Annotated in this window: 13 protein-coding genes; 8 read left to right on the plus strand and 5 right to left on the minus strand. The window is 53.3% G+C overall.

Going from position 1 to position 16279, the window contains the following annotated elements:
- Window positions 1-7: 7 nt before the first annotated feature.
- From PSE_RS26290 to PSE_RS26300, 3 genes are all read right to left on the minus strand, one after another.
- Window positions 8-1999, minus strand: coding sequence for a tyramine oxidase (locus tag PSE_RS26290; RefSeq protein WP_014290440.1), 1992 nt, complete (start codon window positions 1997-1999; stop codon window positions 8-10).
- 116 nt (window positions 2000-2115) lie between these two features.
- Window positions 2116-3084 (minus strand): helix-turn-helix domain-containing protein, encoded by a 969-nt coding sequence (locus tag PSE_RS26295; RefSeq protein ID WP_014290441.1) that lies wholly within the window; start codon window positions 3082-3084, stop codon window positions 2116-2118.
- Between the two features lie 273 nt (window positions 3085-3357).
- Complete coding sequence (locus PSE_RS26300; protein WP_014290442.1) at window positions 3358-4251, minus strand: LysR substrate-binding domain-containing protein; 894 nt, start codon at window positions 4249-4251, stop codon at window positions 3358-3360.
- A 155-nt stretch (window positions 4252-4406) separates the two neighbouring features.
- On the opposite strand from PSE_RS26300, the gene PSE_RS26305 reads away from it, so the two are divergent.
- Window positions 4407-5384, plus strand: a complete 978-nt coding sequence (locus tag PSE_RS26305) for a TDT family transporter (protein ID WP_014290443.1) — start codon at window positions 4407-4409, stop codon at window positions 5382-5384.
- Here PSE_RS26305 and PSE_RS26310 read toward each other — a convergent pair.
- On the minus strand, window positions 5381-6274 hold the full coding sequence (locus PSE_RS26310) for a MurR/RpiR family transcriptional regulator (protein WP_050773947.1): 894 nt from the start codon (window positions 6272-6274) through the stop codon (window positions 5381-5383). The genes PSE_RS26305 and PSE_RS26310 overlap by 4 nt on opposite strands.
- Before the next feature lie 143 nt (window positions 6275-6417).
- Between PSE_RS26310 and PSE_RS26315 the strand changes: the two genes are divergently transcribed.
- The 7 genes from PSE_RS26315 to PSE_RS26345 all read left to right on the plus strand — a co-directional run bounded on the left by PSE_RS26315 (window position 6418) and on the right by PSE_RS26345 (window position 14392).
- Window positions 6418-7248, plus strand: a complete 831-nt coding sequence (locus PSE_RS26315; protein ID WP_014290445.1) for an N-formylglutamate amidohydrolase — start codon at window positions 6418-6420, stop codon at window positions 7246-7248.
- Window position 7249: 1 nt separating this feature from the next.
- Entirely contained in the window at window positions 7250-7759 is a 510-nt protein-coding gene (locus tag PSE_RS26320; RefSeq protein ID WP_008551036.1) for a TRAP transporter small permease subunit, read from the plus strand.
- Window positions 7756-9081 carry a TRAP transporter large permease subunit gene (locus PSE_RS26325; RefSeq protein ID WP_008551214.1) on the plus strand — a complete coding sequence of 442 codons (1326 nt, stop codon included), beginning with the start codon at window positions 7756-7758 and terminating at the stop codon, window positions 9079-9081. The genes PSE_RS26320 and PSE_RS26325 overlap by 4 nt, the downstream gene beginning before the upstream one ends.
- A 139-nt stretch (window positions 9082-9220) precedes the next feature.
- On the plus strand, window positions 9221-10276 hold the full coding sequence (locus PSE_RS26330; RefSeq protein WP_041769256.1) for a TRAP transporter substrate-binding protein: 1056 nt from the start codon (window positions 9221-9223) through the stop codon (window positions 10274-10276).
- Window positions 10277-10407: 131 nt separating this feature from the next.
- Window positions 10408-11805 (plus strand): glutamine synthetase family protein, encoded by a 1398-nt coding sequence (locus tag PSE_RS26335; RefSeq protein WP_008551206.1) that lies wholly within the window; start codon window positions 10408-10410, stop codon window positions 11803-11805.
- A 35-nt stretch (window positions 11806-11840) separates the two neighbouring features.
- Window positions 11841-13223, plus strand: coding sequence for an aldehyde dehydrogenase family protein (locus PSE_RS26340; protein WP_041769288.1), 1383 nt, complete (start codon window positions 11841-11843; stop codon window positions 13221-13223).
- Between the two features lie 5 nt (window positions 13224-13228).
- Window positions 13229-14392: an iron-containing alcohol dehydrogenase gene (locus PSE_RS26345; RefSeq protein ID WP_014290448.1), complete on the plus strand. Its 1164-nt coding sequence runs from the start codon at window positions 13229-13231 to the stop codon at window positions 14390-14392.
- A 78-nt stretch (window positions 14393-14470) separates the two neighbouring features.
- On the opposite strand, the gene PSE_RS26350 is transcribed toward PSE_RS26345, so the two are convergent.
- On the minus strand, window positions 14471-16276 hold the full coding sequence (locus PSE_RS26350) for an aminopeptidase P family protein (RefSeq protein WP_014290449.1): 1806 nt from the start codon (window positions 16274-16276) through the stop codon (window positions 14471-14473).
- Between the last annotated feature and the right edge of the window lie 3 nt (window positions 16277-16279).

Raw genomic sequence — 16279 nt, forward strand, 5'->3', positions numbered from 1 at the left:
GTATCACTTAGCTGTTTGCGTCTGGCAACCGGATGGTGAGAGCCGGGTTGCGCGGGAAGAAGTTCATCGGCTGGATATGGATGGTCTTCCATTCCGTAGACATGACCGGCCAGTCTTCCATACGCGGCACATGATGGAAGCCTGCGGTGAACCAGGTCACCACGTCCTTGTTCATCAAGTCGCGATCCTGTTTCACCCATTCGGCCAGACCATCAGAGCCGTCTGAACCCATTGCCAACTCACCACCAGCGTAGCGCTCTTTTGGATCGTAAGCCGTGTTCCACACGCTGTACTCGATGTAACGGTTGCGCACGAATGGTGCATCGTTCTCAAAGTCAAACGGGGCGTAAGACACACTGCCGTGGTGGATCATGTAACCTGGCTTGTGACCAAGGTAGCCGTCCACGTTTCCGTTCATCACCATAAAGGCTTTTGGCTTCATAGAGCTGAGGCGGAAGCGGCCTTCCATCTCGCTTTTCACGGGTGTGTTCTTAACCGTCCAAAGTGAACGGCGTGGGATATTGACGGGAGGCTCACCACCAACAATTTCCTGAACCATCATTGTGTTATCTGGTCCATCGACATCAAAATCGAGGCGGAAGTTGAAGTAGTGATCGTGGAATGGGGCCACGAGATATGGCGCAATGAGCGACCCATATTTCGTATCTTCTGCAGCAGTTGGATCTGTTAGAGTTTTCGAGGCAACACCCTTCACCGCATCAAGACCAGATGCGCCCACTTTCAGGTAGATGGTGCCATCCTGCTTGAAGCGATAGTCGATCAGGTAGTCGTAATTGCCCACTTCAGAGGCGGTGCGGATGACCAGTTCTGTCTCAGGACGACCTTCCGCCGGAACGAACTCTGTTTCTGACTGAGCAAACACTTCAAAGTGACGCCATGCCGGGTTTCCAATGTCACGCTCAAAGATACAGATTGCGTCAGGGATCTCCAGTGGCTGGCCCATATCATCATGGATAAGGGCAGGGAGGAAAGTCGCATAATCCGGGCAGTCCACGTTCTTGCGCAGCGGTGTCAGGAACAAGCCAAAGCCGTACTCACCGCTGTCCATATAGGTGCGCCAGTACCAGCCTTCTGATGGGTCCATATACGGCACGAACACCTCAGAAAGGGAGGCCTGATAGAGCACAGAGCGCCAGTTGTTGCCGTCATTGGCTTTGACTTGCGACAGGACGAGACCGGGGCGTTTGTCGACGCGGTAACGCATCTTCCAGATATCCCAGGTGATCTCGCTGCCATCAATGGAGAAGTTCGGGCCACCTTCCTGACGCAGACGCGCCGGATTGGTTTTGGCTCTCAGTGCAGTGCGTTTGGCGACTTCATCTTCGTTATAGCCCCAATCATCCTCAGGCAGTGGAACAGCGCCTTCATCCAGCACATCCAGCACTTTGCGCTCAGAAAGCTCCACAACAGCCACCAGCCCCTCAACCGGTTTGGCATAGAAATTGGAACTGGTTGGGTTCACGTAACAAGGCACCTTCATCAGGCGCTTGCCTTTCTCGGCATCACTGAAGAAGTTGCCTGCCGTTAGCGGAAGGCAGAACACGTCGTCTGGTGTCAGTCCACGCTTGGCGAGACCTGCGACCATGCGCTCATCTCCCAGCGCGATCTCCATGGCTGACATGAAGTCCGCCAGCATGATCATCGGCTGACCTTCCATCGCAGAACTGCTCTCAACAGTACCCTTGGTGATGTTCACCACGGCCTGATGGAACTTGTCGTTTTCTTGAAAATGCACCGTTGCTCTGCGATCAAGGCTCCCATCCGTCGCATTGCTCAGTACTGCCTGCTTGTGTGGTTCAAGAAGCTCAATCAGCGGGTAAAGAGTTTTGTCGCTTGCGATGCTCGCTTCAATCAGCGTCGCACGAACCGCGTTAAGCTCATCGCCCGTCAAACCATCTAATGGATGAAGATCAGCAGCGTAGGACGCCGATGTGAGCATCGAAGCGGCGACGAGCCCCCCCAACAGTTTTGAAGTCATTGGTTCCCTCCCAGTAAAAGGGGAGATGAACCCTCCAGCGTTTTCTCCCCCAAATTCCGTCCAGTTAAAGCTTAGGCGAGCAACGATCTGTGAGTCTGCGCATCCTGTGCAATTTACTAGGCATATCGTTTCAGCGCTGGTTCCTTCTGCCGGATCTGCTCAGCAAAGTTGCGCGGTGACATGCCAACTTGCGCTCGGAAGGCGCGGTTGAAGGTCGACAAATCGCGGAAGCCAAACTCGAAGGCGAGCTGTGAAATTCTGAAGTCTTGTCGGGAATGCAAACGGCGGGACAGCTCTCGTTTAAACCGCCCGACACGCACCTTGGCGATCTGCTCCTTACAGCTCAGGCCATGTTCCCGAAAGAGTCGGTAAATGCTGCTGCGTGACATGCTGGAAAGCTTGGAGAGCTCATCGATGTTGAAGTTCTCTTCCAATGCGTTGTCATGAATGAGCGAGAGAAGAAGCTGCAGCTTGTCATAGCCTTCCTGCAAGGCGCCTATGTCTTCCTCCAGAAACGTTGCACTCACCACATCATGAAAAGCCCCTGACAACAAATGCTGTTTCTGGCTTCCGGGTTGAGCCGACAGCAGCATGTTCAGGTGCGCATTGATCAGTTGGCCAGCTCCTGAAGAGGCAGGGACTTTTCGCCCGCAAGCATAGGTGGAATTGAACTGTTTGTGCAGCAGATGGCGGGGGATATGGATGGAGATCTGGTCAGACCCAAGCTCCCGATTGGCGCGAAAGACAGAGGACTTTACTGAATCAATCAGCGTCATATCACCGGGGCTTGAGAGCAGGGCCGTCTGGCCATTTTGCTCCAGCTCGGCTTCGCCGCGTAATTGAAGGATCAGGAAGTAATAGGCTTCTCCGTCCTTGCTGATATCGGAAGGGCCGCGGGTAATCTCTCTGGCATTGTGCGTGACACGGGCGCAGTCTACGTCCCCCAGATGCAGCAGCGAGGCATTTCCGGTCACGCTGCCGGTCTCTGTGTTGGTGACGAAATGGCCGCAGATTTCGGTCAGCCGTGTGTTCCATTCATCCAGCTCAAATCGACAGGATTGATCTGAAGGTATCTGAATACACACTGGCGCCTCCCCTTACCAAGGGGAATGCTAGAAAGAATTTAATCAGCAATCAAGCCAGATATATGCATTTTCCTATAAATGACAGAAATAATCGGTTTTACTGGTGACCTCACCCTCCAGTCAAAAAATAGATTATTTGACTATATACATATGATTTACTTACATATTTTAGCATGCAAATGTGATTTAGCGATCAATTTTGACTGCTACTCGTTTACTTTCAAACAATGCTTAATTGCAATTCCATGCGATAGAAGCCTATCTATTTTGTAGTCACTCACGTCCCAGCGCCCAGTTGTGAGCATACTCTTTGAAAGATTTGAAGACAGGGCTCTGGTACTTCTCAGTGTTGTAAACGAGAGAGAACTGCCGGGTCATCTTGTGTTGGAGGGGAAGGATCGACAGGCGACCATCCTGAACAGCTGCGCTGACGGAGCGTCTGGAGAGGACGGCCAGTCCAAGCCCTGCAATCACTGCATTCACAATCGCCGTTGTACTGTTGAGTTCAAACGCCTCAGTCCAGTCATTCAGCTTTGATCCGACTTCCGTCAGAAAATACTCACGCGTCCCTGATCCCGGCTCACGAAGCACCCAGTTGTTGCCTTTCAACGCCTCAAGCGCGAGTGGCTCATCAGCATTGGGGCATTGAGAAGGCGCACAGATAACCACCATCTCGTCAGTCATCCAGGGCTCCACTTTCAATCGCTTGTCGCTGATCTTTGCTTCGATGAACCCGAGATCCAACTCAAAATCCAACAGCATTCGGCAGGTTTTGGTGGAGTTGGAAAGGCTCAGGGATTGATGAAGATATCCGGTGTTTTTGCGGAAATCACCGAGCAAGGTCGGCAGCAGATGATTGCCGATCGTGTAACTGGACCCCACACGCAAATTACCGTTGGTTGCATCCTCGCCCTCAAAAATCTGAGAGATCGCTTCTGCCCGGTCCAACAACTCATCAGCCAGAGGCAGCAAACGGCGCCCTTGCTCGTTTAAGATGAGCTGCTTGTTTGCCCTGTCGAACATCTTGCGTCCCAGCTGCCGCTCCAACTCCGCAAGCGCCATGGAGATGGCAGACTTGGTCAGGAATAGTTTTTCGGCAGCTGCGGTAATCGAGCCTTCCTGAGTAATAGAAACAAACACTTTAAGCTGACGAAGCGTTATATTCATTCCAATGATACGCCTGTAATTGGGATCACATCATAATGTGTTCAATTTATCTGAACATCCTATTCAATATATTCAGATTTTCAGGACATATCAAATCAGCTAGGAACTTGAGTTGCATAATTAGGTTTTTCACCCTCAGGTTACTGGCATTTTCCATGAATACTCTTCGCAGCAAACTGGCACACGTTCCGGCTCCGCTTGGTGGCCTCGCGCTTGGCATAGCAAGTCTTGGCTGGTCACTGGAAAATGCAGGCAACTTTGGAGGTGCCCTACAACTCACAGGCGCATTGATTTCCGGTGTTTTGCTGGTGCTGCTGCTTGGCAAGATCACCCTTGCACACACTGCTATTTTTGAGGATCTGAAGCACCCAGTGGTTGGCAGTGTCCTGCCTACAACAGCCATGGCGCTGATGATCGTTTCCTATGCCATCGCGCAGTATAGTTTCGCTGTCGGGCAAATGCTTTGGCTGCTGGGAATTGCACTCCACCTCACATTCCTGTGCGCCTTCACATATCATCGGGTGAAGAACTTCAACCTTCAGCACATGGTACCAAGCTGGTTTGTTCCGCCGGTCGGTATCATTGTTGCGGCGGTTTCATTTCCTGGCGGGGTGTTTGAAGGTTTTGCCAATGCCTTACTTTGGTTCGGTCTGGTCGCCTATGCCATCATGTTGCCGATGATGCTTTATCGACTGATCTTCCATCCGGAAGTGCCGGATGCAGCAAAGCCAACCATTGCTATTTTGGCTGCACCAGCGAGTCTCTCATTGGCAGGCTACCTGACACTCGCCCCAAGCCCATCTCCGATCATGGTTGCGGTTTTAGGTGGTATCGCGGTTGCGATGACAGCATTGATCTATCTGTCCTTCCTGCGCTTGTTCCGCCTGCCATTCTCTCCGGGGTTTTCTGCCTTCACCTTCCCGCTGGTGATTGGCGCAACGGCTCTTTTCAAAGCCGTAACGTGGATGGAAAGTCTTGGCGCGAACGCCAGCCTTGTGGCACAGATCAGAGCGCTGGCACATATCGAGCTCTATGTGGCCGCAGCCGTCGTTCTTTATGTGAGCTTTAAATACCTGACATTCTTCGCACCGGCCCTGATGCCAGCACGCGTCACCGAGCAGCAGCCCAACTAACTGGACTTGCTGAACATCTTGGTTTTGTCGAACAGGCTCTCGAGCGTGTTCATACGTTCTTTGGTGATCTCCCAGGTGGAAGTCGTCATCGCTTCGATCATGGCTTCCAGAATGAACATGATCACCACCGTACTATCCCACGCGGAAGGCGCTTCAATGCGGGCATTGAACACGTACTCTGCATTAACCGCCGCTGGTGACGTCCACTGATCGGTAAACACAATCACCACAACGCCCCGTTCGCGAGCCAGATCGACAAACCGCAGAATGTCGTGCTCGTATCGACGGATATCAAACACAACCACCACATCACCCTCTTTCATATTCAAAAGGTAATGCGGCCACGTGTTGGAGTTGGAGGCAATGGCGATCACATCGTCGCGGATCACCTGCAAGTGCGTGAAGAAGTAATCTGAAAGCGCGCGGGTGATACGGCCCCCAACAATGTGGACAGCGCGTTCACGATCTGTGAGCAAACGCACGGCCTGATCGAAGTCCTGCGGGTCTATTTGCTGTAAGGTTTGTTTCAGATTATCGATGACAGCGTCTGCAAACCTGTTCAGAATATGTGCATCAGGTGCATTTCGGGTCCAGCGTTCCTGTTTGGAGATCGGGTTGGAAATGGTCTCTTCCACCTCCGATCGCAGAGCGGCCTGCAACTCAGAAAATCCTGCAAAACCAATCTTCTGCGCCATTCTCACAACGGTTGGACCTGAAACATTTGCCGATTTTGCAAGCTCTGAAACACTGCCCAGCCCGCTGACTGGATAATTTGCAAGCAGAGAGACAGCCAACTGGCGCTCCGCACGAGTTAACCCATTAAAATGTCCGCGTAATTTTTCTGCGACGGTCTGTTCATTTGGGTCTCGCACGTCTCTCACCTGCCTCATGTATGTATATTTGCCTAGTTTTTAGGCTTTGTGAAACGTTCCATTCAGATTAGTCTCTTTCGAAACGTTTCTTTCAGAATCTCTTTTACGAATAAAAAGACTGAAAGTACAAGGAAAAACAAGATGCATCGGGGGGACTGTTCTTGTCTGAAGTCAAAATTGACCAGATAGAATCTGTTGGCAACGACATTGTTGAAACGATCAATACAGGAGGAGCAGCTCCGATTGTGTTGGTCTGCGAACACGCATCCAAGTTTATTCCTGCATACCTTGATGGCCTTGGTCTAAGCGAAGAAGCTGCAAGCAGCCATGCAGCCTGGGATCCGGGAGCTCTGGTAGTCGCCGAACTCCTCGCCACTAGGCTGAACGCACCCCTGGTCGCTCAACGAGTATCGCGCCTCGTTTATGATTGTAACCGCCCACCGGAGGCCCCAAGCGCCATGCCGGAAAAGAGCGAAATCTTTGAGGTGCCGGGCAATGTCTCTTTGAGTGATGAACAGCGTCTGGACCGGGTCAACAAGTATTACCGTCCCTTCCAAGCCGAAGTGAAACAGGTGATCGATGCCAAGCAGGCCTCCGGCCAGTTGCCGGTGATGATCACCATCCACTCGTTCACCCCGGTTTACAACGGCAAGAAACGCGCCGTGGAAGTGGGTGTTCTACACGACAGCGACACACGCTTTGCTGATGCGCTGCTGAACGCACTGTGCCCGTCAGATCTCTACGACATACAAAGAAACGAACCGTATGGGCCAGAAGACGGGGTTACGCATACCCTTGTTTCTCAGGCACAATCCCGCGGCCTGCTAAACGTTATGATTGAGGTACGCAACGACCTTATCGCTAAACGAGCAGACCAGGAGCAAGTTGCAGAGTTGTTGGGAGAGGCAATTCTGCAAGTCCTGCCACAGTTTAGCGCTGAAACAGCTGTGAGCGGGCAGGGGGCAACAACAAAAGCAAGGGCAGCAGATTAAAATGCCAAGGGGAATAGTTGTTTTCGTCAGATGGGTTGACTGGATCAACAAATATGTTGGCCGGTTTGCCATGTACCTCATCTTCGTGATGCTGGGAGTGCTTTTGTACTCCTCCATCGCCAAGACCTTTTTCGCACCACCACTCTGGACGCTGGAAACAGCGCAGTTCACCATGGCCGCCTACTACCTGCTGGGTGGCGCATATTCCATGCAGACGCAATCCCACGTGCGCATGGATCTGTTTTACGGAAGCTGGTCTCCACGACGTAAGGCCATCATGGATGTGATGACCATCCTGCTTCTGATTTTCTACCTCATCTTCCTCCTTTATGGCGGCCTTTCCTCATTGGAATACGCCATCAAATACAGCGAGGAAAGCTATTCGGCATGGGCGCCACCGATGGCCCCGATCAAAGCCGTAATGTGTTTTGGAATTTTCTTGATGCTGCTTCAGGCAATCGCGACATTCTTTAAGGACTTGGCCGCAGCCCTTGGGAGACCTGCGCCATGAGTTATGAACTGATCGCCATTTTGATGTTCTCCAGCATGATGCTGATGCTCCTCACCGGGCAACGCGTTTTTGCTGCAATTGGTTCCGTTGCTGTTATCGCCGCTCTGCTTCTGTGGGGTGATGGCGGCTCCGAAATTGCCTTCTCCGCCAGTATGAAGCTGATGAAGTGGTACCCGCTCCTCACGCTGCCACTGTTCATTTTCATGGGCTATATGCTCTCTGAGTCAGGCATTGCGGAAGATCTTTATAAGATGTTCCATGTCTGGACAGGTGGCCTGCATGGTGGATTGGCCATCGGCACAGTCGGCCTCATGGTGATGATTTCCGCCATGAACGGTCTGTCTGTGGCCGGTATGGCCATCGGCGCAACCATCGCTCTGCCAGAACTGCTGCGTCGCGGTTATGACAAGGTGATGGTGACCGGTGTTATTCAGGCCGGTTCCTCACTGGGCATTCTCGTGCCGCCAAGTGTGGTTCTGGTTCTGTACGGTATGATTGCCCGCCAGCCTGTGGGCAAGCTGTGGCTCGCTGGTGCTATTCCGGGTCTGCTGCTGGCAGGTCTGTTTATCCTGTACATCGTCATCCGCTGCCGCCTTCAGCCAGAACTGGGGCCAACCCTTTCTGAGGAAGAGCGCAAGGAAATCACATGGGGGGAGAAGATCAGCCTGCTGAAAGCTGGTGTGATCCCGCTGTTCATCTTCTTTGCCATGACCGGCCTGTTCCTGATGGGCGTGACCAGTCTAGTGGAAAGCTCTGCAGTTGGCGCAACCGCTGCAACACTTGCGGCATGGTTCAAAGGACGCCTGTCGTTCCGCCTGCTGCACATCACCACTGAGAAGACACTGCAGATCAGCTGTATGTTCATGTGGATCATCCTGGCCGCACTTGCCTTTGGCGCAGTGTTTGACGGTCTGGGTGCTGTGCGGGCGATTGAGAACTTCTTCGTGGGTGATCTGGGCCTCAGCCCCTGGGAGATCCTTCTTCTGATGCAGCTCTCTTACATCGTGATGGGCATGTTCCTGGATGACACCGCCATGCTGGTGATCGTGGCACCACTTTACGTGCCGCTGGTGAAAATCCTAGGTTTCGATCTTGTCTGGTACGGCGTGCTTTACACCATCACCTGTCAGATCGCCTACATGACACCGCCATTTGGCTACAACCTGTTCCTAATGCGCGCCATGGCGCCGCCGGAGATCTCACTGACAGACATCTACAAGTCCATCATTCCATTCGTGGCAATCATGGTGTTTGGCTTAGGTCTGGTGACGGTCTTCCCGCAAATCGCGCTCTGGCTGCCGAACCTTTACTACGCACGCTGACATGAGGAGACCCTACCAGCGTAACCATTGAAGTAATGCAAGAATTCCGGATGGAGACAGATAAAAATCACACCCCTCGCAATAAAAAGTCCACCGGTACTGAGGGATCCAGAAATTCATATTCCAAGGGGAATTGAGTATGACGAATAGACGTGATTTTCTTAAGAAAGCCGGTTTGACAACCGTCGCAGCTGCTGGTGCATCTACCCTTGCAGCACCGGCTGTTCATGCTGCGGGCCGCCCAATCAAGTGGCGCCTTCAGACATACGCAGGTGCAGCGCTTGCACAGCACGTAATCAAGCCATCCATTGATGCCTTCAACAAGGCAGCAAATGGTGAGATGGAAATCGAGCTGTACTACGCTGACCAGCTGGTACCAACCGGTGAACTTTTCCGCGCCATGCAGCGCGGCACCATTGATGCTGTGCAGTCAGATGATGACTCCATTGCAGCACCAGTAGATGTGTCTGTTTTCGGTGGCTATTTCCCATTCGCTTCCCGCTACAGCCTTGATGTTCCAGCCCTGTTCAACCACTGGGGCCTGAAAGAGATCTGGGAAGAAGCTTATGGCGAAGTAGAAGGCGTTAAGTGGCTTTCCGCTGGTGCCTGGGATCCTTGTCACTTCGCGACCAAAGACCCGATCCGCAGCCTTGCAGACCTCAAGGGCAAGCGCGTCTTCACCTTCCCAACCGCTGGTAAGTTCCTGACACGCTTCGGCGTTGTTCCGGTCACCCTGCCATGGGAAGACATTGAAGTTGCAATGCAGACCGGCGAACTGGACGGTATTGCATGGTCAGGCATCACCGAGGACTACACTGTAGGCTGGGCTGATGTAACCAACTACTTCCTCACCAACAACATCTCCGGTGCATGGGCTGGTTCTTACTTTGCTAACGAAGAGCGTTGGAACGAACTGCCAGACCACCTGAAGACTCTCTTCAACCTGTGTATGGACAGCTCTCACTACTACCGCCAGCACTGGTACTGGGCAGGTGAAGCGAAGCTGCGCACGCAGGGTGAAAAGCTGGAGCTGACCTCTATTCCTGACGAAGAGTGGGCAACTGTGGAAGCAGAAGCGCTCAAGTTCTGGGACGAGATTGCAGCCAAGTCCGAGCGCAATGCGCGCGTTGTTCAGATCCTGAAGGAATACAACGCAGCAATGGCAAAAGCCGGACGTCCTTACCGCTACGGTTAAGCTGATTATCCAAGAACGGTCGGCCCGGGTTTCGGGCTGACCAAGCCACACAGTGAGTAAGCAGTGTCGGTGATGCCATGCAGGAGAGGCGAGGGCATCCGCCGCTTTAACAGGGTCCTCGGGGAACAGGTATGTTGCGAGAAGAAACCAAAAAGACACGTAGAACCGGAAAACTGACCCTCGACGAGCTTCGCGAGCTGGTCGATGCGGGTGAGATTGACACAGTGATTGCAGCACAGGTGGACATGCAAGGCCGCCTGATGGGCAAGCGTTTTCAGGCAGAATTCTTCGTGAACAGCGCTTGGGAAGAGACCCACAGCTGCAACTATCTGCTTGCAACCGATATGGAGATGGCCACTCCGGACGGCTACAAGGCCACAAGCTGGGAAGCAGGCTACGGCGATTACGTCATGAAGCCAGACCTTGCCACCTTGCGCGTTATTCCGTGGCTGGAAGGCACCGCACTTGTTCTGTGCGATGTGTTGGACCACCACACCCACAAAGAAGTTCCTCATTCTCCACGCGCCATTTTGAAACGCCAGGTCGACCGCCTTGAAGGCATGGGCATGACCGCTAACATGGCAACCGAGCTGGAGTTCTTCCTCTTTAAAGAGAGTTTTGAAGAAGCCCATTCAAAGGGCTACCGCGGAATGTCTCCGATTTCCGCCTATAACGAAGACTATCACATCTTCCAGACCACCAAGGAAGAGAACGTGATGCGTGCCATCCGCAACGGTCTCAATGGTGCTGACATTCCGGTCGAATGCTCCAAGGGTGAAGCAGATGCCGGTCAGGAAGAAATCAACGTTCGTTATTCCGATGCGCTGACCATGGCTGACCGTCATTCCATCATCAAAAACGGCTGTAAAGAGATCGCCTGGCAGCAGGGCCAGAGCGTGAGCTTCATGGCGAAATGGAACTATGATGCAGCTGGCAGCTCTTCTCACGTGCACCAGTCTCTTTGGGGCAAAGACGGGGAGTCGCTGTTCTACGATCCAGCTGGTGAGTATGGCATGTCCAAAATGATGCGCCATTATCTGGCAGGTCTTTTGAAGCACGCTGATGCGATCACCTACTTCCTCGCGCCAAACATCAACTCCTACAAGCGCTTTGCAGCTGGCACTTTTGCGCCAACCAAAGCGATCTGGAGCATGGACAACCGCACTGCGGGTTACCGCGTGTGTGGCGATGGCACCAAAGCCGTGCGTGTTGAGTGCCGTGTTGGTGGGGCAGACCTGAACCCATATCTGGCGATGGCCGCTCTTTTGGCTGCTGGCATTGACGGCATTGAGAAGGAAATGGAGCTGGAGCCTGAGTTCAGAGGTGATGCCTATGGCGGTGAAGGTGCGCGCGAAATTCCAACAACCCTGCGCGATGCCGCAGTTGCAATGAAATCCTCCGAAATGCTTCGCGATGCCTTTGGGGGCGATGTAGTTGATCACTACGCACATGCCGCCAAGATTGAGCAGGATGAATATGACCGCCGTGTAACTGATTGGGAGGTTGCACGCGGATTTGAACGGGCCTGATGTGAACAGCAGTTGCTGTGAATGATGAGTTGACCATGACAAAAACACTAAAATGTATTTCGCCGGTAGATGGTTCTGTATTTGCAGAACGTCCGGTGGCAAGCCAGAAAGAAGCAGAAGCCGTCATTGCCAGTGCCAAGAGGGCGCAGAAAGAGTGGGCCGCACGCCCACTCGAAGAGCGCATCAAGTTGGTGATGGCTGGCGTTGCTAAGATTGGTGAACAGAACGACGAAATCGTTCCGGAACTTGCAAAAATGATGGGCCGTCCGGTTCGTTATGGCGGCGAGTTCGGCGGCTTTAACGAGCGCGCCTCATACATGGCAAAGATCGCGGAAGAAAGCCTGAAGCCGATCATCGCGGAAGAGAGCGACAACTTCGAACGCCGCATCGAGAAGGAGCCTCACGGCGTCATTCTTGTGATTGCACCATGGAACTATCCATACATGACCGCGATCAACACAGTGGCTCCAGCGCTGATCGCCGGTAATGCCGTGATCCTTAAGCACGCGACCCAAACCCTTCTGGTTGGCGAACGCATGGCAAAGGCCTTCGCTGAGGCGGGCGTTCCGGCAGAGGTGTTCCAAAACCTGTTCCTGGATCACGACACCACTTCTCACCTGATCGCAGGCCGTAATTTCGGTTTTGTGAACTTCACCGGCTCCGTTGGCGGTGGCCGCGCGATTGAGACAGCTGCTGCTGGCACTTTCACTGGTCTTGGCCTTGAGCTGGGCGGTAAGGATCCGGGCTATGTCATGGATGATGCGGATGTGGAGGCTGCGGCTGAAACTCTTATCGATGGCGCTATGTTCAATTCCGGCCAGTGCTGCTGTGGTATCGAGCGTATTTACGTGCACTCTTCCAAATACGATGCATTTGTGAAGAAGGCTGTCGAGATCGTTTCGGGGTATAAGCTTGGCAGTCCGCTGGATGAGAAAACTACCATCGGCCCAATGGCACATGTTCGCTTTGCGGATGTCGTGCGCAAACAGGTTGCAGATGCGGTTGAACAGGGCGCAAAGCCAATGATCGACGCTGGCCTCTTCCCTGAAGATGATGGTGGTGCGTATCTGGCTCCGCAGATCCTCGTGGACGTAAACCACGACATGGAAGTGATGCGCGAAGAGAGCTTTGGCCCCGTGGTCGGCATCATGAAAGTGGAGAGCGATGAGGAAGCGACCCTCCTGATGAACGACAGCCATTACGGCCTGACGGCCTCTCTATGGACCCAAGACCCTGCACGGGCAGCGAAAATTGGTGCGCAGATCGAGACAGGAACTGTCTTCATGAACCGCGCTGACTATCTGGATCCGGCGCTGTGCTGGACCGGCTGCAAAGACACGGGTCGCGGTGGTGCACTCTCTGAGATCGGTTATCAGAACCTGACCCGTCCAAAATCCTACCATCTCAAAAAGGCATAAGAACAATGACGTTGACAGCAAACTGGAGCTACCCAACCGCAATCCGCTTTGGTGCCGGACGCATTAAGGAACTCGCCGAAGCTTGTGCAGCTGCAGGCATCAAAAAGCCTTTGCTTGTAACTGATAAGGGCCTGGCAAACCTGCCGGTTACTGCAAGCACTTTGGACGTGATGGAAGAGGCTGGACTTGGCCGCGCCATGTTCAGTGAGGTTGACCCAAACCCGACTGAAATCAACCTGGAAGCGGGTGTTGCAGCCTTCAAGGCTGGTGGTCATGACGGCGTTATCGCGTTTGGTGGTGGCTCTGGTCTTGATCTGGGCAAACTGATCGCGTTCATGGCAGGTCAGACCCGTCCGGTCTGGGATTTTGAGGACATTGGCGACTGGTGGACCCGTGCGGATGCGGATGCGATCTATCCGAACATCGCTGTTCCAACCACTGCTGGTACCGGTTCTGAAGTTGGCCGTGCGAGTGTGATCACCAACTCAGAGAGCCACGTTAAGAAGATCATCTTCCATCCGAAGATCCTGCCAAGCGTTGTGATCTGTGATCCTGAGCTGACTGTTGGCATGCCGAAGATGATCACTGTGGGCACTGGCATTGATGCGTTTGTGCATTGTCTGGAAGCGTACAGCTCTCCGTTCTACCATCCGATGTCCCAGGGTATCGCGCTGGAAGGCATGCGTCTTGTGAAAGAGAACCTGCCGAAAGTCGTTGAAAATCCTAATGATATCGAAGCACGCGGTCATATGATGAGCGCGGCGGCTATGGGCGCAGTGGCCTTCCAGAAAGGCCTTGGCGGCATTCACGCGCTGGCTCACCCGGTTGGTGCGGTTTACAACACCCACCATGGCCTGACCAATGCTGTGATCATGCCGACTGTGCTCAAGTTCAACCGTGGTGCAATTGAAGAGCGGATCGAGAAGCTGGCGGCTTATCTCGATATCGAGGGCGGTTTCGACGGCTTCTTTGATTTTGTTATGAAAATGCGGGCGGACATGGGCGTTCCGGAGACCTTAAGCGAGTTGGGCGTTGGCACCGATAAGATCGACGTGCTGGCAGAAGAAGCGATCAAGGACCCAAGTGCCGGTGGCAACCCTGTAGAGCTGACGCTGGAGGCCGCGAAAGCTCTGCTCATTGAGGCCATCGGAGAACAGGTTTCCGCCTGATTTCCTGTTGAGCACCAATTGATTAGCCCCGCAGAGTTACTCGTTCTGCGGGGCTTTTTTACATCTCAAAGGCTGCGCTTACTCCGGTAGCTCGGTACAACGCATCAGGTAGTCATATGCATCCGGGCTCAACTCAGGGCCAAGAACCCGTTTCAAATCAGCATTGTAGTCGCCGAGCCATTTGATTTCAGCGCGGGTGAGATCAACCATGTTGAGCATCTGCGGCTCAATCGGGATGTAAGAAAGGTTGCGGAACGCGAGGAAACCATCGTCCTCCTCGACAATCTCAAAGAGGTTCTCAATCCGGATACCGTATTGATCTGCAACGTAATATCCCGGTTCAATGGACATCACCATACCAGCGACCAGATCCACCGGATTGTAAGGTTTACCGATGCGTTGTGGTTGCTCGTGGACGGAGAGGAAGTGACCGATGCCGTGGCCGGTGCCGTGATCATAGTCCAGACCCAATTCCCAGAGCGGGCGGCGGGCGAAACCATCGATGTGATGACCTTGTGTGCCTTTCGGAAATCGCAGAGATGCCAGCGCGACAAAGCCTTTGAAAACAGCGGTGTAGGCGCGTTTGAATTCCTCTGAAGTCTCAGTAAACGCGAAGGTACGCGTCGCGTCGGTGGTACCATCCTGATACTGACCGCCGGAATCCAACAGATAAGTGTTCTCTGGCAGGATTGCAGTGTTGGACGCTTCCGTGGCTGCGTAATGGCACATGGCGGCGTTGCCAGCGGCGGCTGAAATACTTCTAAAGCTCGGATATACAAAGTCTTTCTGGCGCTGACGCTCCATCAGGATGCGCTCTTCCGCTTCCAGCTCATGCACCGGATCACCCGCTTCAGCGCGCTGTGGGACTTCCCGTTTCAGCCAAGCGGAGAACTCAGTCCACGCGATACCATCTCTTATATGGCAGTCACGCAAGCCTTTGAGCTCACTCTCATTTTTCTTCGCCTTGGTGAGCGTAACGGCTCCCGGTTTCATCACCGGAACACCGCCAGCAGCCTGAACGGCGAGGCGGGTGGCGACGGGGGAGAACATTGGATCGATGAGAACCTGCGTTCCTTTATCCGTCATTTTCTCCAGCGAGCTGATGAAGCTGGACGGGTCTGCGGTTTCAACATTCTCCAGCTCATACTCGCTCAAGTCATTGGAAAGTTTGCGGGAATCGACGAACCAGCTGGCGGAACCATCGTCCTTCAACAGCAGGAAGGAATGCGGGATTGGGTTAAACTCAACATCATCACCGCGCACGTTTAAAAGCCAGGCGATGTTGTCTGGCTGGGTTTCCACCAGCACCTTTGCGCCTGCATCTTTCAACTGCAAAGCTATCTCAGCACGTTTCTCAAGACTGGTTTTACCTGCGTTTTCAAGGGAATACGGTGTGATTGGCGCGAGCGGTTTTTCCGGTTGATCAGACCAGACTGCGTCAATGATGTTGCTGGTGGTGGCAACCAGCACGGCGCCTGCATCTTCTGCCCCGCCAGCAAAGCGATCCCACCAGGTGGAGGGGATAAGCATCGGATCAACGCCGATTTGCTGACCGGCCTTCATATTGGCGGATATCCAGTTTTCCAGTGGTTCATCAAAGATATGCTGATAGGAGAACAGATCACTGCTGCATTGGTTGCGTACCTGCACGGTGTAGCGACCGTCAACGAACATAACCGCTTGATCTGCCGTGATAATCGCCAGACCTGCGGAGCCAGTGAAGCCGGTTGCCCATGCCAGTCGCTCATCATGCGGGGCGCAATATTCCCCCTGATGCTCATCAAACCGGGGGATGATAACTCCGTCCAGCCCCTTGTTCTTCAACTCGGTGCGGATGAGGTTCAAGCGGTCTGTGGTTGTCTCAAACTTCTGATTTTCCAACATTTT

Source organism: Pseudovibrio sp. FO-BEG1 (assembly GCF_000236645.1).
Taxonomy (GTDB): Bacteria; Pseudomonadota; Alphaproteobacteria; order Rhizobiales; family Stappiaceae; genus Pseudovibrio.